This window comes from Paraburkholderia sediminicola (assembly GCF_046026855.1).
Taxonomy (GTDB): domain Bacteria; phylum Pseudomonadota; class Gammaproteobacteria; order Burkholderiales; family Burkholderiaceae; genus Paraburkholderia; species Paraburkholderia sediminicola_A.
Map to the genome: position 1 here is coordinate 77,202 of NZ_JAQQET010000024.1, position 18,873 is coordinate 96,074.

20 protein-coding genes are annotated in these 18,873 nt (G+C 60.8%); 15 read left to right on the plus strand and 5 right to left on the minus strand.

Annotation, left to right across the window (positions count from 1 at the left end; all coding sequences use genetic code 11):
• Window positions 1–171 precede the first annotated feature (171 nt).
• Complete coding sequence (locus PQR40_RS25005) at window positions 172–831, minus strand: NADPH-dependent FMN reductase (RefSeq protein WP_408226704.1); 660 nt, start codon at window positions 829–831, stop codon at window positions 172–174.
• Between the two features lie 461 nt (window positions 832–1,292).
• Between PQR40_RS25005 and PQR40_RS25010 the strand changes: the two genes are divergently transcribed.
• Both PQR40_RS25010 and PQR40_RS25015 read left to right on the plus strand, forming a co-directional pair.
• A complete protein-coding gene (locus PQR40_RS25010; protein WP_408510038.1) occupies window positions 1,293–1,973 on the plus strand; it encodes a J domain-containing protein in 681 nt (226 codons plus the stop codon).
• Window positions 1,974–2,109: 136 nt separating this feature from the next.
• Window positions 2,110–2,262 (plus strand): hypothetical protein, encoded by a 153-nt coding sequence (locus tag PQR40_RS25015; protein ID WP_408510039.1) that lies wholly within the window; start codon window positions 2,110–2,112, stop codon window positions 2,260–2,262.
• 59 nt (window positions 2,263–2,321) lie between these two features.
• Here the strand turns inward: PQR40_RS25015 and PQR40_RS25020 are convergent, their stop codons facing one another.
• From PQR40_RS25020 to PQR40_RS25030, 3 genes are all read right to left on the minus strand, one after another.
• Window positions 2,322–2,600, minus strand: a complete 279-nt coding sequence (locus PQR40_RS25020) for a hypothetical protein (RefSeq protein WP_408510040.1) — start codon at window positions 2,598–2,600, stop codon at window positions 2,322–2,324.
• 45 nt (window positions 2,601–2,645) lie between these two features.
• Window positions 2,646–3,200: a fasciclin domain-containing protein gene (locus PQR40_RS25025; RefSeq protein ID WP_408226713.1), complete on the minus strand. Its 555-nt coding sequence runs from the start codon at window positions 3,198–3,200 to the stop codon at window positions 2,646–2,648.
• A 216-nt stretch (window positions 3,201–3,416) separates the two neighbouring features.
• Window positions 3,417–3,743 carry an H-NS histone family protein gene (locus tag PQR40_RS25030; RefSeq protein WP_408226716.1) on the minus strand — a complete coding sequence of 109 codons (327 nt, stop codon included), beginning with the start codon at window positions 3,741–3,743 and terminating at the stop codon, window positions 3,417–3,419.
• A 766-nt stretch (window positions 3,744–4,509) separates the two neighbouring features.
• Here PQR40_RS25030 and PQR40_RS25035 point away from each other — a divergent pair.
• From PQR40_RS25035 to lra1, 6 genes are all read left to right on the plus strand, one after another.
• Entirely contained in the window at window positions 4,510–4,821 is a 312-nt protein-coding gene (locus PQR40_RS25035; RefSeq protein WP_408389959.1) for a hypothetical protein, read from the plus strand.
• Between the two features lie 309 nt (window positions 4,822–5,130).
• Complete coding sequence (locus PQR40_RS25040) at window positions 5,131–6,378, plus strand: MFS transporter (RefSeq protein WP_408226719.1); 1,248 nt, start codon at window positions 5,131–5,133, stop codon at window positions 6,376–6,378.
• Between the two features lie 182 nt (window positions 6,379–6,560).
• Entirely contained in the window at window positions 6,561–7,313 is a 753-nt protein-coding gene (locus PQR40_RS25045) for an SDR family NAD(P)-dependent oxidoreductase (RefSeq protein WP_408226791.1), read from the plus strand.
• Between the two features lie 91 nt (window positions 7,314–7,404).
• Window positions 7,405–8,733 (plus strand): MFS transporter, encoded by a 1,329-nt coding sequence (locus PQR40_RS25050; RefSeq protein WP_408510041.1) that lies wholly within the window; start codon window positions 7,405–7,407, stop codon window positions 8,731–8,733.
• Between the two features lie 48 nt (window positions 8,734–8,781).
• Window positions 8,782–9,960, plus strand: a complete 1,179-nt coding sequence (gene rhmD, locus PQR40_RS25055) for an L-rhamnonate dehydratase (RefSeq protein ID WP_054035971.1) — start codon at window positions 8,782–8,784, stop codon at window positions 9,958–9,960.
• Between the two features lie 86 nt (window positions 9,961–10,046).
• The gene (lra1, locus tag PQR40_RS25060) at window positions 10,047–10,829 is read left to right on the plus strand and encodes an L-rhamnose 1-dehydrogenase Lra1 (RefSeq protein WP_408226798.1); all 783 of its coding nucleotides are present in this window, start codon (window positions 10,047–10,049) and stop codon (window positions 10,827–10,829) included.
• Window positions 10,830–10,844: 15 nt separating this feature from the next.
• On the opposite strand, the gene PQR40_RS25065 is transcribed toward lra1, so the two are convergent.
• Window positions 10,845–11,843 carry a LysR family transcriptional regulator gene (locus PQR40_RS25065; RefSeq protein WP_408226801.1) on the minus strand — a complete coding sequence of 333 codons (999 nt, stop codon included), beginning with the start codon at window positions 11,841–11,843 and terminating at the stop codon, window positions 10,845–10,847.
• A 140-nt stretch (window positions 11,844–11,983) separates the two neighbouring features.
• Between PQR40_RS25065 and rhaM the strand changes: the two genes are divergently transcribed.
• The 7 genes from rhaM (at window position 11,984) to PQR40_RS25100 (ending at window position 18,802) form a co-directional block, all read left to right on the plus strand.
• Complete coding sequence (rhaM, locus tag PQR40_RS25070) at window positions 11,984–12,307, plus strand: L-rhamnose mutarotase (RefSeq protein WP_408226804.1); 324 nt, start codon at window positions 11,984–11,986, stop codon at window positions 12,305–12,307.
• A gap of 39 nt (window positions 12,308–12,346) precedes the next feature.
• Window positions 12,347–13,240, plus strand: a complete 894-nt coding sequence (locus PQR40_RS25075; protein WP_408510042.1) for an amidohydrolase family protein — start codon at window positions 12,347–12,349, stop codon at window positions 13,238–13,240.
• A gap of 49 nt (window positions 13,241–13,289) precedes the next feature.
• The gene (locus tag PQR40_RS25080) at window positions 13,290–14,819 is read left to right on the plus strand and encodes a sugar ABC transporter ATP-binding protein (protein ID WP_408510043.1); all 1,530 of its coding nucleotides are present in this window, start codon (window positions 13,290–13,292) and stop codon (window positions 14,817–14,819) included.
• Window positions 14,816–15,874: an ABC transporter permease gene (locus PQR40_RS25085; RefSeq protein WP_408510044.1), complete on the plus strand. Its 1,059-nt coding sequence runs from the start codon at window positions 14,816–14,818 to the stop codon at window positions 15,872–15,874. Before PQR40_RS25080 ends, PQR40_RS25085 begins: the two co-directional genes overlap by 4 nt.
• Entirely contained in the window at window positions 15,867–16,883 is a 1,017-nt protein-coding gene (locus PQR40_RS25090) for an ABC transporter permease (RefSeq protein WP_408226816.1), read from the plus strand. Before PQR40_RS25085 ends, PQR40_RS25090 begins: the two co-directional genes overlap by 8 nt.
• Window positions 16,884–16,977: 94 nt before the next feature.
• Entirely contained in the window at window positions 16,978–17,985 is a 1,008-nt protein-coding gene (gene rhaS, locus PQR40_RS25095; RefSeq protein WP_408226819.1) for a rhamnose ABC transporter substrate-binding protein, read from the plus strand.
• A 457-nt stretch (window positions 17,986–18,442) separates the two neighbouring features.
• Window positions 18,443–18,802, plus strand: coding sequence for a host attachment protein (locus PQR40_RS25100; protein WP_408226822.1), 360 nt, complete (start codon window positions 18,443–18,445; stop codon window positions 18,800–18,802).
• Window positions 18,803–18,873 lie beyond the last annotated feature (71 nt).

The window sequence follows — 18,873 nt, forward strand, 5'->3', positions numbered from 1 at the left end:
ATCGGACCATAGTGCGATGAGCACGAAGACACTATCCGGCCTTGTCGGCGGATGGTCTGTTGTATGGCGCACGGTTTGGAGCGGGAGGAGAGGGGCCGCGTCGATGAAACCGGCCGGTAGGGAGGGTGCGTGGACCGCGAGCCGCGATCCACGGTGCCAGACAGTTCGCGTTTAAACCGCGTGCAGCAACCGGGCAGGTTGAGTTTCCTTGACTGCATTGCCGAGCGGCGCGGCCGTCGGCGTGCGATGCGCGTTGAACGCCAAAGCGAATTGCGCGGCCTGCTGGCCGACCGTGGCGAGCTGATCGACAACCTTGGTGTCAGAACAGGTGTCGACGGTGTCGAAGCGCGTTTCCAGCGTGTTGATCCCGGCGCCGAACGGCGTGGGCCAGCCGCGCAACGCGTGGACGATCGAACGTAGCGAGGTCAGCACCGAACCGGCAGCCTGCCAGCCGTAAGCCGTGACGATGCAGCCGACTGCGCGGCCATCCAGATACGGCCGCTCATCGGCGCGCAGTTCCTCGAGCGTGTCGAGCGCGTTCTTGACGAGGCCCGAGACGCCGCCGTGATAGCCGGGCGTCGCGATGATGAGCGCGTCCGCATGGCGCACGGCTTCGATCAGTTCGAGCTGTTCGGTGGTGCGTTGAGGGTTTTCCGGCGCGTAGTGGGGCAGGCTATGCAGGAAAGTTCCGCCAAACAGGCGGGTATTCGCGCCAGCGGCTTCCGCGCCACGCAGCGCAAAGCCGAGCGCGCGCTCGGTCGACGACGCCGCGCGTGTCGTGCCGCCGATGCCGATGACAAGCGGCCGGCGATGATGATCGAAACTGGTCAACGAAATGCTCCTTCGGTAGCGGCTCACGGAACGCTGGCGCGGGGCTGCGCGAGAGATGAACCGGGGCGAACCGGACTTTGAAGTGTCATCTTAATGACCGCTGCGAGCCGGGCGAAGCGACTTTTTGTTCTAACGATATAACCGCGCGCGGTTATCCGCGGCATTGTGGGTTGTCTGGCGGACATTTCGAAGCCGATACGCCGCCCTGTGCAATGCAGTTGAGGCCACGCCGGATAAGCATATGGCGATCCATTGGTTGGGAGCGCGCGGACGCACGGCTATGATCGACTCGTCTCCTCCATGACATCTCCTTGACATGGGACTCGGCCTCGCTACGTCAGTGGCGGGGCCTTTTTTTGTCTGCTCTTTCAGTGGTGTAAGCGCTTGCCGCTTCACGATAAAGCCGTTTTTCGCATGCTACGATGGTCCGCGAAGCGATTCCCGGCGAGGTCGAGCAAGCGATGGCAACCCTATATGACACGCTCGGTGTGCACGTGCACGCCACGGAAGAAGAAATCAAGCGGGCCTACCGCAAGGCCGCGATGAAGTGGCATCCAGATCGCAACAACGGCGCCGAAGACGTTGCGCGCGCGACCTTCCAGGAAATCAAGGACGCGTACGCGATCCTCTCCGACGTCGCGCAGCGCAAGGTGTATGACGCGGTCTATACCGAGCAGATGCGCGGCTGGGAGGCGCAGCGTGCACACCAGCAAAAAACGCAAGCCGAACGCGAGACGGCGGCGCGTGCCGCGGACGAAGCGGCCTATGCCGAGATGGTGTCGCTCGCCATGCGTTTCGCCGGCGATGGCCACAATCGCGATGTGCTGTTCGGTGTGCTGCTAGGACGTCGATGCGACGCGCGGCGGGCCGCGCAGATTGCCGATAGTGTCTCCGCATTGCAGGCGTCGCGGCGCGAGGCCGAGAAGGCGGAGGTTGCGGCCGAGGTGGCCGCGAAAGCGGCGGATGTCTCTGAAGCTTCAGCCCAGGCGCAGGCAGCTACCGCCAACGACGATGCCGCCAATCCGGGCGTGCCAGGCAACCGCGGTAATGCAGGCAAGCGTGAAGAAAATGCGAGCGACGCCCATCCGGCCGGCGTATTGGGCGGACTCTGGTTTCAGTTCCTGAACGGCTTGCGGTTTTGAAGAGGCCGGTGCGCGCGTTTGACAGCATACTGAAAGATTCGGCTTTGCGCTGCCGGACTTCGTCGCAAATGCGCCGCTCTTTCCCGGAGCGCCCCCGTCGTGTAGCTGGATCTTTGCTGATCCGCTCGCCGATGGAATGCTCGAGCCTGAGCGAGTCCGTTCGTTTGAGAAGGTGTTCTGGCAGATCGTCCGGCAGGTCAGCACATTCATCGACTTGCCGCAGTATGCGGCGGCGTGGAAGGCTGCCGCGGGCGTCGAGGCGCCGGTTTGCGTGAGCGACGCGTTGTGAGCATCCCCGACGTTTCATCCGGCTGAGCAATGTCAGACGCGAAACGCAGGGGTGCGTTTTCACTGTGCGGTTTTCGGGGGTGTCATCGGGTCGTTGGACGACATCGAGTGCATGTCGGCGTCGTTCGGATCCGTCATTTTCGACGGGTTCCCGGGCCACATGGCTAGTGGGCTCGTCGCCGGGTCGCCGTGATACGTCATCCCTGCCGTGGGGGCGCCGTGCGCGTTACCCCCACCGGTGCCGCCCTGGCCGTTGCCGCCACCTTGTGCGAAGACCCCGCCGCAAGCCATTGAAAGAGCGGCGGTCGCGAGCATGATTTTAAGCGTGGAATTGCGCATGATATTTCTCCTTGCGAACTCATCAGACATTTGGGTTGCGGCCCGTTACTTCGGCATCAGCACTTTGTCGACCACCATGATGACGCCGTTGCTTTGATAGACGTCGTAGGTGGAAATGTCGGCGGTGTGGCCCGCTGCGTCGGCGACGACAATATTGCGCGGTCCGTTTTCCGTGAAGGTGAGCATCTCGCCGTTGACGGTCTTGATTGACGCTTTGCCGCCGCCGGCCCTGATCGCCGTGTCCAGCTTGTTAAAGTCGTAACGGCCGGGGAGCACGTGATAGGTGAGAATGCTGGTGAGCATCGCTTTGTTTTCAGGTTTGACAAGCGTGTCGACCGTGCCGGCTGGCAGTGCCGCAAACGCTTCGTTGGTCGGCGCGAAAACGGTGAACGGGCCCGAACTCTTGAGCGTGTCGACGAGACCCGCCGCTTTGACCGCGGCGACGAGCGTGGTGTGATCCGCGGAATTGACTGCGTTGTCGACGATGTCCTTGCTGGGGTACATCGCCTGTCCGCCTACCATGACGGTTTCACCCGCCGCGAATACGCTGGCGGAGGCAATCGACAACGCCGCAGCGGCAAAAACCAACTTTCTGTTCATGACCGGTCCCCTCAGGATGCAACGCGTTATTACGCTGCTCTGACCGGATATACGGTGGGCCGAGTCGTCTGGATGCAAACGGTTGGCGCACAACTTCTCTTCGCCAGCATAAGTGGCACGAGCACGTCCGCGTCGACGAACGTGTCAGACCTTGTTGTTGCCACCAGAAAAGTGCGGGGTTATGCCTGTGCGCCAGCGGTTTAACACCCTGCCGGCTTAGCGATTGTTCGGGCGCGCGAGCGGACTTCCCGCAAACGGGTCGTTCAGCCAATCCACCTGTTTTCTCGGCTGCGGGGCAGGTGCCGGGGTGGCCGACAATTCGAAGTGGTCGATTGATTGACCTGCGCTAATTGCCTGTTTAAGCCATTGGGGCATGTCACCCTGGCCGTCCCAGCTATCTCCCGTTGCGCTGCGGTAGCGCTCGCCGGTTTGCCTCTTCGGTTCGGCCGCCAGCACCGCGGCGAGGTCTTCTGGTTTGATACCAAACTCTTCCATGCGGTGGCGGAGATACGCAATCATGCTATCTCGCTTCCTTTCGTCCATAAGATATTCGTCCTTCTAAAGCGTCCGGTGTTCTGTCAATTACAGATTGCGAGGGAAAACCGCGAAAGCATTGAGCCCACGTAAATGGGGTCCGCCCGCGGTAAAGTTATTGATCGAAGGAAATCCTGGTAGCAGCGTCAAAAACGATGCCTCATAAATTGCGTTACTGCATTTGCCCGGCCAGGCCGCCTAAACGGCTGGCCGCGCCAATCAGCGAATATTCAACGCTCGGCCACGCGGCAGGTACGGCTGGGTAAGCCCTACGGCTGCGATGGAAAGAACACTGATGATGTGCACCGATTGCGGATGGCCGGTCTCATGCCCACGCTCCGTCTCTCGCCGGTGCCTCGCGCGGGGCTGATTTTGTGCGTTATTCCAGCATCATAGCGCACTGTTCGAGTAAAGCACGCGCCAGCCCGGCTGATTTTGTTGTCGCACGTCCCGGATCGGCCTGCAACCGACGCCGCTGGCACAGCCTGCGCCGCCGGGATTGAAATCCTGGATGGCCGACCTATAACGGAACTGTGGAGCAACACTCTGCGTTTCCAGCCTGGTGGCGACCGGTTCCGGTAAGCCGCGCGTGCACGCCGGACATCGGTTTTCAGGTTTGGCAACTATTTACTCGTTTAGTTCGGTGACTCGCCGCAGCAGTCCCGCATAGGCATTCGCCCGTCCGTCAGTTCGATTTGGCGACATGACGTTTTTCGCGAATCAATTCTTTTTGAAGGGAATGAGTGCTGCTGCGCCGGATTCGAGGAGTCTGGACATGAAACTACGTTTATTGATGGCATTGGTAAGCGCCGCTTTCTTTCTGGTGCCGAATACAGCTGGCGCACTGGACAGTCAGCAGGACGACGCTGGGTCGGGCCGGGCGCTAATGCAGCAGAACGCCAATGAATCGGCGCAGGACGCAACCGACATGTCGTTTGGTGAAACTGGGCGTGCCATGATGCCGGCTGCCCAACCGGTGCAGAACGTCTCCTATGGCGGGGCGGCCGCAGGCGCGACGGAAGCGGGAGGCCGACAGGAACGGCCGTGCTCTTCCGGAGCGCAATGCAGAATCTATTTTGGTCAGTAAGTCAGTAATAGACCGGCGATTCAGGAGGCGGTGGGGGAGCAGCATGCACCGCCTCTAACCAATCCGCACACGGAAATCTTGTCGAAATACCCACACGCCCGACTGCGTTTTTACGGAGTGGTCAGCGAGCGATTTAATACGATGTTAAGGTGTGTTCCGTTCAGGTCTTCACCGGTTCGTTTTCCGGCCGCAATCATAAGCAGGCAGATAGCGCCTGCTTTTTTAATTGTGATTGGCGGTTCGTGAATTGATTAGTCCGGTATGACTGCTCCAATCCCACTCGTTGTTTAGTTACTCGCAAACAATACTATGTTGATGGAAGATAATCTGCCGGCGAGCATTGCTTCGCCGGACGATGGCGCCTCGTCGTCCCTGCGTTCGTGGCTCGCTGTTGTAGCCGTTGCAATCGGTGCGTTTGCATTCGTGACCACGGAGTTTTTACCCGTCGGATTGCTGCCGCGCATAGCGGCGGATCTGGGCGTGCTGCCTGGCACCGCAGGCCTGATGGTCACTGTGCCGGGTGTGATTGCCGCCATCTCCGCGCCCGGTTTGATGCTGGTGGCCGGACGGATGGATCGCCGGCGCGTATTTCTGTTGCTCACGGCCTTGCTGCTGGCGTCGAATCTGATTTCAGCGTTTGCGCCCGATTTTCTGTCCATGCTGCTCGGACGCGCGCTGCTCGGTGCGGCCTTGGGCGGATTCTGGACCCTGGCGACGGCCGCATCGGGGCGCCTCGTCAAGCCGAAGGATTCGGCCAAAGCCATGGCGACGATCCTGACCGGCGTGACCTGCGCGACGGTGATCGGTGTGCCGCTCGGCACATTTATCGCCAGCTTTGCGTCATGGCGTGCGTCGTTTATGGCAACGGCTGTACTCGTTGCTATCGCGCTCGTGGCTCAGTTCGTTTTCGTGCCGTCCTTGCCGTCGACAGCCGCATTGCGGATGCGCGATCTGGTGGCGCTGCTGCGCCGCCCGCATCCACGGAGGAGCATGTTGATGGTCGGGCTTGTATTCGGCGCGCATTTCTCTTCGTACACGTACATCACGCCGTTCCTGCTCCGTAACGCGAATTTGACGATGTCGACGATTACCTTGCTGCTGCTCGGCTTCGGCATGATTGGGTTCTTCTCGAACTTCGCCGTTTCGTCGACGGTGACACGTAACCTGAAAACGTCCGTGGGCGTGATGGTTTCTCTGCTCATGTTCGCGCTGTTCGCCATGCCGCTGTTGCAACAATCGCCGATCGGCGTCGCCGCGCTCGTACTCGCGTGGGGTATTTCGTTCGGGGCGCTGCCGCTGTGTTTCAGCGTCTGGATTCAACGCGCTACGCCGGATTCGCCGGAAGCGGGCTCGGCGCTGTTCGTCAGCATCATTCAGGTGGCGATTGCGCTGGGGTCGCTGATTGGCGGTGTGGTGGTCGACCATGTCGGCATTTCCGCCGACTTTCTTTTCGGCAGCGGTTTGGCGCTGCTGGGGCTCGCCGCGCTTGCCAGTTTTGGGCGGCGTGAGCAGGTCGTGGCGACGGAGTCGATAGCGTGTCCGGCGTGTACTGATTAACGGACAGGCCCATCACGCGCCACGCCCACCGATCCACTTTTGTTATCACCCTCTCCAATACACGGATTGTTAGCGCATCGCACCGCTCGTATATTTGCTGAACGAATGCAGAGACAGCACGGACAGCAGAAACTACAACAACTGAACGGCAAGCCGCATGGGCCTGCCACAGGAGCAAAGCGATGAATCGAATCGATCTGGAGGGGCGTGTTGTCGCCATTACTGGCGGCGCGCGCGGCATTGGTTACGCGGTGGCCCAGCGGGCACTGAACTCGGGCGCGTCGGTTGCCCTATGGGACATCGACGCCGAGCGCCTGGCGCGCAGCGAGCGCGAGCTCAGCGAACTGGGCAAGGTAACGGCCGTCACGGTCGAACTCACCCAGGAAGCCTCAGTGGTTCAGGCGGTGGCGCAAACTGTCGCCGCCCACGGCGCGATCGACGTGCTGATCAACTGCGCCGGCATCACCGGCGGCAACGGCCCGACGTGGGAGCTGGACCCCGAGGTCTGGCGCCGCGTGATCGACGTGAATCTGATCGGCCCGTATCTCACCTGCCGCGCGGTCGTGCCACAAATGCTCAAGCAGGGCTACGGCCGGATCGTCAATATCGCATCCGTGGCCGGCAAGGAGGGCAATCCGAATGCCTCGCACTACAGCGCGTCCAAAGCCGGGCTCATCGGCCTGACCAAGTCCCTCGGCAAAGAGCTTGCGACGAAGAACATCCTCGTCAATGCGGTCACGCCCGCAGCGGCCAAAACGGAGATCTTCGATTCGATGTCGCAGGAGCATATCGACTACATGCTCTCGAAGATTCCAATGAACCGGTTCCTCTTGCCGGAAGAAGCGGCGTCGCTGATTCTCTGGCTCTCTTCCGAAGACTGCGCGTTCAGCACCGGCTCGGTATTCGACCTGTCTGGCGGCCGCGCCACTTATTGAGTCGTCGCAGCTTCAACCAGGCCGTAGTGGTAGCAGTGCAAAAAAGGCAAAAACGCAGAGCGCGACCCGCAAGCTCTGCGAAGGAGACGACATGAGTCCGCATTCGCCCGCGTCACTGGAGGCGATCAACAGCAAGGTCATGCGCCGGCTGTTGCCGTTTCTTCTGCTCATGTATGTGCTGGCGTTCCTTGATCGCGCCAACATCGGCTTCGCGCAGAAGGCGTTGCAGCACGATACGGGTTTGTCTAATGCGGCTTTTGCCTTCGGCGCGGGCGTGTTCTTCATCGGCTATGCATTGTTCGAGGTACCGAGCAATCTGCTGCTGCACAAGGTCGGCGCGCGTGCGTGGATGTGCCGGATTATGGTGACCTGGGGGCTTGTCTCGGCGGCGATGTGTCTTGCGCATACGCCAACGGCTTTCTACTCACTGCGTTTTCTGCTCGGTGTCGCCGAAGCCGGTTTCTTCCCCGGCGTGATCTATTACCTGACTCACTGGTTTCCACAAGCAGCGCGAGCTCGCGCGGTGGGCGTGTTCTATTTCGGTGCACCGCTGGCGTTCATCTTCGGCAGTCCGTTGTCGGGCTCCTTGCTCGAATTGCATGGCGCGATGGGTTTGGCCGGCTGGCAGTGGCTGTTTCTGATCGAGGGGACGTTGGCCTCGTTAGTTGGCGTATGGGCGTTCTGGTATCTCGACAACCGACCTGAAGACGCGCGCTGGCTCGATGCGCAGGAGCGCAGTGCCTTGCGCAGCGCACTCGACGACGATGCGCGCGCCGCGTCGGCGCATGGGCCGCGTCACATTCTCGCTGCGCTGGTCGACCGCCGTGTGTTGCTGCTTTCGGCGATTTATCTGCTGATTCAGATGAGTGTCTACGGCGTGATCTTCTATTTGCCGCAACAAGTGGCCGCTTTACTCGGCACGACGGTCGGCTTGCGGGTGGGCCTCGCCGGTGCGCTGCCATGGCTGTGTGCGCTGGCGGTGACGTGGTATGTGCCGCGTCGTGCGGATCGCACGGGTGGACACCGGCGCTGGGCGGTCGCGCTGCTGGTGCTCGCCGGCCTCGGTATCGGCGCCTCGGGGCTCGCGCATAACCCGTCGATCGGCTTGATCGCGCTGTGCTGCGCGGCCAGTGGTTTCATCGCGGCGCAACCGCTGTTCTGGACATTCCCGACGCGCTATCTCACGGGCGCCGCGGCTGCAAGTGGGATCGCGCTGATCAATTCGCTCGGCGGCCTCGGCGGATTTATTGCACCGAGCCTGCGCACCGCGGCGGAACGGGCGTTTTCGTCCACCTCGGCAGGGCTGATCGTATTGGGCGTCTCGAGTCTGCTCGCGGCGCTCATGATCGGCACGCTGTTGCGTCGTGACGGCGCACATTCAACCTGGTCTTTCCAACACTTACTGCACCGCGCCCGTTAGGCGCATTGTCGGATGCACGTTCGACGCATCAACAACGGAGCCCTTTTTATGGCCATGCCTACTATCCGGCACGTGCGTGCCTTCATCGTCCGCGGTGGCGGTGCGGATTATCACGATCAACCCGACGGACACTGGATCGACGATCACATTTCTACGCCGATGGCGCGTTATCCGGAGTATCGCCAGAGCCGCCAGTCGTTCGGTATCAATGTGCTCGGCACGCTGGTGGTGGAGATCGAAGCTAGTGACGGCACGGTCGGTTTTGCAGTGACAACGGGCGGCGAGATCGGCGCGTTCATCGTCGAGAAACATCTCGCGCGTTTTCTCGAAGGGCAGCTCGTTACAGACATTGAGAAGATGTGGGATCAGATGTATTTCTCGACGCTGTACTACGGCCGCAAAGGCGTGGTGCTGAACACGATCTCGGGCGTCGATCTCGCGTTATGGGATCTGCTCGCGAAAGTCCGCAAGGAGCCGGTGTACCAGCTATTGGGCGGCCCGGTGCGCGACGAACTCGTGTTCTACGCGACTGGCGCGCGTCCCGACCTCGCGAAGGAGATGGGTTTCATCGGCGGGAAATTGCCTTTGCAGCATGGTCCTGCGGAAGGCGAGGCGGGTCTCAAGAAGAATCTTGAGAAGCTTGCCGAGATGCGCAGCCGTGTCGGCGATGACTTCTGGCTAATGTACGACTGCTGGATGAGCCTCGACGTACCGTATGCCACGCGGCTCGCGCAGGCGGCGCACGAGTACGGTCTGAAATGGATCGAAGAGTGCCTCCCGCCTGACGACTACTGGGGTTACGCCGAACTGCGCCGCAACGTGCCACGCGGCATGATGGTGTCGACCGGCGAGCATGAAGCGACACGCTGGGGTTTTCGCATGCTGCTGGAGATGCAGTGCTGCGATCTGATTCAACCGGATGTGGGATGGTGCGGCGGCATTACCGAACTCATCAAGATCTCCGCGCTCGCCGATGCCCACAATGTGATGGTGGTGCCGCACGGTTCGTCGGTGTATAGCTATCACTTCGTCGTTACGCGGCACAACTCGCCGTTCGCCGAGTTTCTGATGATGGCGCCGAAAGCGGATGAAGTGGTGCCGATGTTTACGCCGCTGTTGCTCGATGAACCGGTCCCCGTGAATGGACGGATGAAGGTGCCGGACACGCCGGGGTTCGGCGTGCGGCTCAATCCGGAATGCGCGCTGGTGCGGCCCTATCCACGTTGAATGTGCGTTGAACACGCGTTGACGGTGGGTTGAATCCGGGCTCAATCTACAAGACTTCATATTGATCCAGCCAACAGGAGAATGACGTGTTGCTCAAGGACAAGGTTGTGATCGTCACCGGCGGTTCGCGTGGCATTGGCCGCGCGATAGCGGTTGCGTGCGCAACCGAAGGTGCGGATGTGGCGATCAACTACTGGGGCGATAACGACGCAACTTATGGGCGCCGTTCGGCTGTCGCCGAAGTGGTCGCGGAAATCGAAGCGTTGGGGCGGCGCGTGATCGCGATCGAAGGCAATGTAGCCGCGCGCGAAACCGGGCAGGAACTGGTTCGCCAAACCATTGAGGCCTTCGGTAAAGTCGACGTGCTCGCGAGCAATGCCGGTATCTGCCCGTTTCACGCCTTTCTCGACATGCCGCCCGAGGTATTGGAATCGACGGTGGCAGTGAATCTGAACGGTGCGTTCTATGTCACGCAAGCCGCCGCGCAGCAGATGAAAGCGCAGGGCACGGGCGGCGCGATCGTGGCGACGAGCTCGATCAGCGCCCTGGTAGGCGGCGGCATGCAGACGCACTACACGCCGACCAAAGCGGGTGTGCATTCGCTGATGCAGTCGTGCGCGGTTGCGTTGGGGCCGTACGGCATTCGCTGCAATTCGGTGATGCCCGGCACGATCGCGACCGATCTGAACGCGGAAGATCTCGCCGACGAGGCGAAGAAAGCTTACTTCGAAAAGCGCATTCCACTGGGCAGGTTGGGCCGCCCGGAGGACGTCGCCGATTGCGTGGTATTCCTTGCTTCCGATCGCGCGCGCTATGTAACAGGCGCCGCGCTGCTGGTGGACGGCGGCCTGTTCGTCAACTTGCAGTAGCGCGCGATGCCGATGTCAATGAACCGGTGCGGATACGATCACAGGCGCGGTCACGGCCGAGGCGGAATCGTCGCGTGCGAGTTTGCGCGAGAAGCCGCGCAGCAAATCGATAAAGCGCAGCGCCGGTTCGGCGAGAGCTTCTTCCTTGCGCGTGAGAATGCCGAAGCCGGCGAGGCTCTTGCCGATTTCGAGCGGCAGCGCGACCAGCAGCTTGCCGCGCACATGATCGCGCACGACCGACTCGGGCAGCATGGCCACAGCGTCGTAGTTCTCGAGCAATTGCAGCGTGGCGAAGATCGACGCGCACTCGGTCAGGTTGACTGGCGTAGCAAGTCCCGCTCGAGCGAGTTCTTCTTCGAACAGCACGCGCGCCGGACTGGTAACTGGTTGCGCCACCCACGGCCAGTCGATCAGTTCCCGCAATGTGATGCGCGAGCGCTGCGCCAGCGGATGAACCGAACGTACCACCAGCAACAAAGTTTCGCGGGCGAGCGGCTCGAAACTGAAATCGTTGTGTTGCAACGGACTGGTCAGGCGTCCAAGCGCCAGATCGACTTCGCGGCGGTGCAGCAATTGCACGACCTGGTCGCTGGTTTCGCCAAGAATCCGCACGTTGAGCAAAGGGCTTTCGGTTTTCAGCGCGGCGACGGCCATGGCCAGCAGATCGGGCGCAGCGCCCATGATGGCGCCGACGGTCAACTGTCCGTGCCCGCCGCGGCGTTTGACGTCGAGGTCTTCGGCAAAACGGGTCAACTCGGCAAGTGCACGCCGCGCATAGGCCAGCGTGACTACGCCGAGCGGTGTGGGCGTCATGCCGCGCGCGTTGCGCTCGAACAGCAGGAAGCCGAAAGCTTCCTCGATGTCGCCGAGCATGCGGCTCGCGCTGGGTTGCGCGACGTTGATCGCCTCGGCCGCTTGATGGAGATTGCGCGCGTCGTCGAGCGCGACGAGCAGCGCGAGGTGCTTGAACTTGAGCCGATTGACGAGTGCGATTGCAGCTGAGTGTTGGCTCATGGTTCCGGTGCGATTCGGTTTGTGGATCGCCCAATCCCAACAACGGATTGAGATGCTATCGACGCAGGAATTATAGTCGTATCAGAACGCTTCTACGCCTGGACGGAAAAGCGCCCCGATACGACGGGAGACAGGCCGTAATGGAAACAATCGCTTTCCGGATGGTGCTCAACCCCGGCATGCGCGAGGAATACGAACGACGTCACGCGCAAATCTGGCCCGAGCTGGTTGATGCATTGCACCACGCCGGTGTGCGCGACTATCGGATCTTCTTCGACGCGGGCACGGACCACCTTTTCGCTATTCTGACGCGCACCACGAATCACACGATGAATGCGCTGCCGCAACTCGACGTGATGCGCAAATGGTGGGATTACATGGCCGACATCATGCAGACCGCTCCTGACCATGCGCCGCTTCAACAACCGTTGGAGCCGGTCTTTCATCTGAATTCGCTTAACTGACGTTGCTGACTGCCAGGCCCAATGGGCGGAGGGTATCGCATGCAGGTTGTCGATTCGCATATTCATCTGTGGGACCTGAAGACGCATCGCTATCCGTGGCTGGAAAACCCGGGCGTGTCGTTCGTGGGGGACGCGCGCGACCTGAAGCACAACTATCTGCTCGACGATTTGCTCGGCGAAGCGGGCGATATTGAGGTGCTGAAACTGGTTCACGTGGAAGCGAATCACGATCCGGCCGATCCGGTTGAGGAAACCCGCTGGTTGCAATCCATTGCGGATCGTCCGGCGTCGCGCGGCATGCCGAACGCGATTGTCGCCGCCGTGGATCTGTCGGCGGCGAACGCGCCGGAAATGCTTGAAGCGCACGCGTCGTTCACCAATACGCGTGGCATCAGGCAGATCCTGAACGTGCACGAGAACAAGCTGTTCGATTACGTGGGGCGTCATTTCATGCGCGAGCCGCAGTGGCGCGAACATTTTGCGTTGCTGCGCCGTTACGACATGTCGTTCGATCTGCAACTGTATCCGTCGCAGATGGACGAGGCGGCTGCGTTGGCGCGCGCGCACGGCGATACGATTTTTATCATCAACCATGCGGGTATGTTCGTGGACCGCAGCAGCGTCGCGGGTTATCGCGCGTGGCGTGACGGCATGCGAATACTCGCGGATTGCAGGAACGTTGCGGTGAAAATCAGCGGACTCGCCATGTTCGATCATCAGTGGACCGTCGAAAGTCTGCGGCCTTATGTGCTCGAAACAATCGATACGTTCGGCGTCGAGCGCGCGATGTTCGCGTCGAACTTTCCGGTCGATCGGTTGTTCGGCTCTTACCCGGATTTGTGGCGTGCGTACGCGTCGATCGTCGACGGCGCGAGCGTTGCAGAAAAAGAGGCGCTGTTTTGCCGTAACGCGGAGCACTTTTATCGTATCTGACGTACCGCAGCCGACGCATTCCCGAAATCGAACAAGAAGGAGACACGTAGTGCCGCAATCCCCATCCGCTGTGCCCAGACTCGAATTACGGCACGCGAGCAAATCATTCGGCCGGGTCCGTGCGTTATCCGACGGCGATCTCGCGTTGTGGCCGGGCGAAGTGCATGCGTTGCTCGGCGAAAATGGCGCGGGCAAATCGACGGTCGTGAAGATTCTCGCGGGCGTACATCAACCGGATACCGGCGCGCTGCTGGTCGACGGTGTGGCGCGCGGATTTGCGACACCTGCTGAGGCACGCGACGCGGGTCTGGCGGTGATCTATCAGGAACCGACGCTGTTCTTCGATCTCTCGATCGCTGAGAACATTTTCATGGGACGGCAGCCAGTCGACCGGATTGGCCGCATTCAGTACGACGCGATGCGCCGTGAGGTGGATGGTTTGCTGGCCTCGCTCGGGGTCGATCTGCGTGCGGATCAACTGGTGCGCGGTTTGTCGATTGCCGATCAGCAGGTAATCGAAATTGCGAAGGCGTTGTCGTTGAACGCGAACGTGCTGATCATGGACGAGCCAACCGCCGCCTTGTCGCTGCCCGAAGTGGAGCGGCTGTTTGCGATCGTACGCAAGCTGCGCGAACGCGATGTGGCGATTCTGTTCATCACGCACCGGTTGGATGAAGTTTTCACGCTGACGCAACGCGTGACGATCATGCGCGACGGCGCAAAAGTATTCGACGGGCTCATCGCCGATCTCACCACCGAATCCATCGTCGCGAAGATGGTGGGCCGTGACCTGGAGACGTTCTATCCGAAAGCCGACCGGCCACCGGGTGAAGTACGCCTGTCGGTGCGTGGCCTGACGCGTGTGGGCGTATTCAAGGACATTTCCTTCGACGTCCGCGCAGGCGAGATCGTCGCGCTGGCGGGTCTTGTCGGCGCGGGTCGCAGCGAAGTGGCGCGCGCGATCTTCGGCATCGATCCACTCGACTCGGGTGAAATTTCGATTGGCGGCAAGCGCCTTGCCGCCGGTAGTCCGGCCGCAGCGGTACGTGCCGGCCTTGCGCTGGTGCCGGAGGACCGCCGCCAGCAAGGGCTGGCACTGGAGTTGAGCATTGCGCGCAATGCCTCGATGACGGTGCTCGGACGTCTCGTCAAACATGGCCTGATTTCCACACGCAGTGAAACGCAGCTCGCCAATCAGTGGGGCACGCGTTTGCGCCTCAAAGCGGGTGATCCGAATGCGCCGGTCGGCACACTTTCCGGCGGCAATCAGCAAAAGGTCGTGTTGGGCAAGTGGCTTGCCACCAACCCGAAGGTCCTGATCATCGACGAACCCACGCGCGGCATCGACGTCGGCGCAAAGGCCGAGGTGTATGGCGCGCTCGCGGAACTGGTGCGCGACGGCATGGCGGTGCTGATGATCTCGAGTGAACTGCCGGAAGTGCTCGGCATGGCCGATCGCGTACTGGTCATGCACGAGGGACGTATCAGCGCGGATATAGCGCGCGCCGAAGCCGACGAAGAACGCATCATGGGCGCCGCGCTCGGCCAACCGGTTCCACCGTTGGGGCACGCGGCATGATGCGCCATTCTCCAACCCATCCCGCACCCGTTCAGGCCGCAGCGCCGAAGAGTTCCGGCAGTGCGCCGGGCGGTTTCATCACGAGTATTGCGAAGAGCCGCGAAACGACGCTCTTTGTCGTGCTGATTCTGTTGATCGTGGGTACAGGGCTCGCGAAGCCGCAGTTTCTGAATCTGCAGAACCTGCGTGACGTGCTGCTCAATGTGTCGATTATCAGCTTGCTGACAGCCGGCATGACGGTGGTGATCCTGATGCGGCACATCGATCTGTCGGTGGGGTCGACGGTCGGCATCAGCGCCTATGCGGTCGGCAGCCTGTACGTTGCGTTTCCGCAGATGCCGGTGATTGTCGCGTTGCTGGCTGGGCTTGCAATCGGTCTCGTGGCGGGCGGCATCAATGCGTTACTCGTTGCGGTGGGACGCGTGCCCTCGCTGGTGGCGACACTCTCCACGCTCTACATCTTTCGCGGCGCGGACTACGCGTGGGTACACGGTGGCCAGATCAATGCGACCAGCTTGCCCGATGGGTTTTCCCATCTTGCTACCGGCACATTCTTCGGCATACCGACGCTCGCGCTAATCGCGATCGTTGTGCTGGCCGCTCTGGCTGTCTATCTGAAGCAGTTTCGCGGCGGACGTGAACACTATGCGATCGGCTCGAATCCGGAGGCGGCACGGCTTGCCGGCGTGAATGTCGAACGTCGCGTCATGGCGGGTTTCCTGTTGTCCGGCGCGATTGCCGGTTTCGCGGGCGCATTGTGGCTCGCGCGCTTCGGCACCGTCGACGCAAGCACCGCGAAGGGCATCGAATTGCAGGTCGTTGCCGCCGCCGTGGTGGGCAGCGTCGCGATCACGGGAGGTGTGGGCACCATTCTCGGCGCCACGCTCGGTGCGCTGGTGCTGGGCGTGATCAGCATCGCGCTTGTCGTGCTCCACGTCTCGCCATTCTGGGAGCAGGCGATCCAGGGTGCGCTGATCGTTGCCGCGATTACCGCCGACACCTTGCTGGCCCGCTCCGTCGCCAAACGCATGATGAGGAAACGCGATCATGGCTAAACCCGATTCCGCGCTGCTCACGCGCAAACGCGAAACGCCGTTGCAATGGGAAGTCTTGCTGGTCATCGTGCTGGCTCTGTCGCTCGGGCTCGGGCGCCTGCTGTCGCCGGTGTTTCTCACGGGCGCAAATGTCAGCAATATCCTCGCCGATCTGACCGAGATTGCGTTGATGGCGCTGCCCATGACCTTGATTATCGTCGCCGCCGAAATCGATCTTTCTGTGGCGTCGGTGCTGGGTGCATCGAGTGCGTTGATGGGCGTGCTGTGGCACATGGGCTTGCCGATGCCGGTCGTGATCGTGCTGGTACTGATTGCCGGTGCGCTGGCGGGCTTGCTGAATGGCCTCGTGATCGTGAAGCTCAATCTGCCGTCACTTGCGGTCACGATCGGCACGCTGGCGCTGTTTCGCGGCCTGGCGTATGTGCTGCTCGGCGATCAGGCGGTCGCGGATTTTCCCGCAGGCTATACGACGTTCGGCATGGATACGGTCGGCTCGACGTTCATTCCGTTGCCCTTTGTGATCGTGATCGTCGGTGCGGTTTTGTTTACCGTGCTGCTGCAGTCCACCGCGTTCGGCCGCAGCCTCTACGCAATCGGCGCGAATCCCACCGCCGCGGCTTTCTCCGGTATCGAAGTCGCGAAGATCCGCTTGCGTCTATTCGTGCTGTCCGGCGCCATGAGCGCGCTGGCAGGCACTGTCTATACGCTGCGCTTTACCAGCGCACGCGGCGATAACGGCGAAGGTTTCGAATTGTCGGTGATCGCGGCGGTGCTGTTCGGCGGCGTGAGTATTTTCGGCGGACGCGGCTCGATGTTCGGCGTCCTGCTGTCGCTGCTGATTATTGGCGTGCTGAAAAATGCACTGACCCTCGATGATGTATCGAGCGAAACGCTAACGATCGTCACCGGCGTGCTGCTGCTGGCATCAGTGCTGATTCCCAATCTGGTTGCCCGCTGGCGGGCGGCGCGTGACCGGCGTTTCATCGCGAAGTCCGCTTCTTCTTTATGACGTTCTCTTTAAACCGGCTCCAAAAGAAAGACTAAATACCAAATACCGACAACCCGGACAGCATGTCGTCCAACAACAAAGCAGGAGACGCCTTATGTTCAATCCTTTACGTCACACCAGCAAGACTGCGCTCTGCATTGCTCTAGTCGCGATCAGTTGCGCCGCGTCCGCGGCCGGCCTGAAAAGCGGTCTGAAGATTGCTTTCGTGCCGAAGCAGATCAACAACCCTTATGAAGTCATTGCCGACGACGGCGGCATGGCCGCGATCAAGGAATTCAACGGCGTGGGCAAGGTGGTGGGGCCGTCGGATGCGGGCGCATCGTCGCAAGTGCAATACATCAACACATTGATCACGCAGCGGCAGGACGCGATTGTGATCGCGGCCAACGACGCGAACGCGGTCGTGCCGTATCTGAAGAAAGCGATGTCGCAAGGCATCAAGGTCGTGACTTTCGACTCGGACACGGCGCCTGAAGGCCGCCAACTCTTCGTGAATCAGGCGAATGCGGAAGGCATCGGACGGGGACAGATTCAACTGGTCGCGAAACTGATGGGCGGCGAGGGCGAGTTTGCCGTGCTGTCGGCCACGCCTAACGCGACGAACCAGAATACGTGGATCAAGTGGATGCAGGAGGAGTTGAAGAAGCCCGAGTACTCGAAGATCAAGCTCGTGAAGATCGCCTACGGCAACGACGACGACCAGAAGTCGTTCGTCGAAACGCAAGGTTTGCTCCAGGCATATCCGAATCTGAAGGCGATCGTCGCGCCTACAACCGTTGGCATTGCTGCAGCGGCGCGCTATATCTCGTCGTCGTCAAGCAAGGGCAAGGTGCAGGTGACCGGACTGGGTACGCCGAATCAGATGCGCGCGTTCGTCAAGAACGGGACGGTCAAGGCGTTCCAGCTCTGGGATCCGAATCAGCTCGGCTATCTGGCGGCTTATGCGGCAGCGGCACTGTCCTCGGGAACGATCACCGGCAAGGAAGGCGAATCGTTTGATGCCGGCAAGCTTGGCAAGCGCACGATCGGACCGCAAGGCGAAATCATTCTCGGACCGCCGACCACGTTTGATGCGAGCAATATCGACAACTTCAATTTCTAACTGGCGCGCCGTGCGCCCCCGCGCACGGCATGACGCAGCGCGCTGCGTGCTGGACCCAAGTTGGAACGTTCTGTTTTGCAACTCGACTATAGCGGCGCCGTCTGCTCAATCGACAACGGCGCCACCCCCACCTCAATCGCGACATTGACTGTCGCGTTCCCAAGCTGATCGATCCCGGTACACCGAAATTCGGGCACGGGATATGCATGCCGGCCGGTCAAGCCGAAAGCCGCTGCGGATAAGCGCGGGAGGCTTCGGCATGAACTTTAAGACCTATACTATGAATCGGTAAATCGACCGTGGGCGTAGCGAACCCGAACTGCTATCTTGAGTGAGAGCCGTTCGGGCAACGGGCGATCATTGACGCTGCAGTTGACGGTCGCGGTTTTTGGCGAGGACGAAGGCAAGCAGTCAGAACGGATGCCGTACACGCAGACAAATCCCTGCTTAGAGGTGCATGATGATCGGAATGACGTGGCTTGTTGTGGCTGATGGAGGCCGTGCGCGTGTTTTCCAGACGCCAGGACTCAAGCTCGACTTGCAAGAAAAAGACAGTCTCATCAACACTGAATATACCGGCACGATGCTGACCGAAAAGGACCGCGAGAAATTCGCGAAGCGCGTTGCCGAATATCTGGAGGCAGGGCGGCTCCATCAACTCTACAATCGGCTGAGACTTGCCATCGAGCCGAAATTTCTCGGCATGGTCAAAGCGGATCTCAGCGAGGAAACCCGCCGACTGATATTCGAGCAGACCAGCGAAGATCTGTCGACGCTCAATGCCCGGGAAATCGAGGCGCACCTGCGGCGACACTGATCGGCTGGCTTCGGTGTCATGTGGCCTTCAAACAGTGAATCTGAGCTGGTCACGGATCGTGGGCTTGCAGG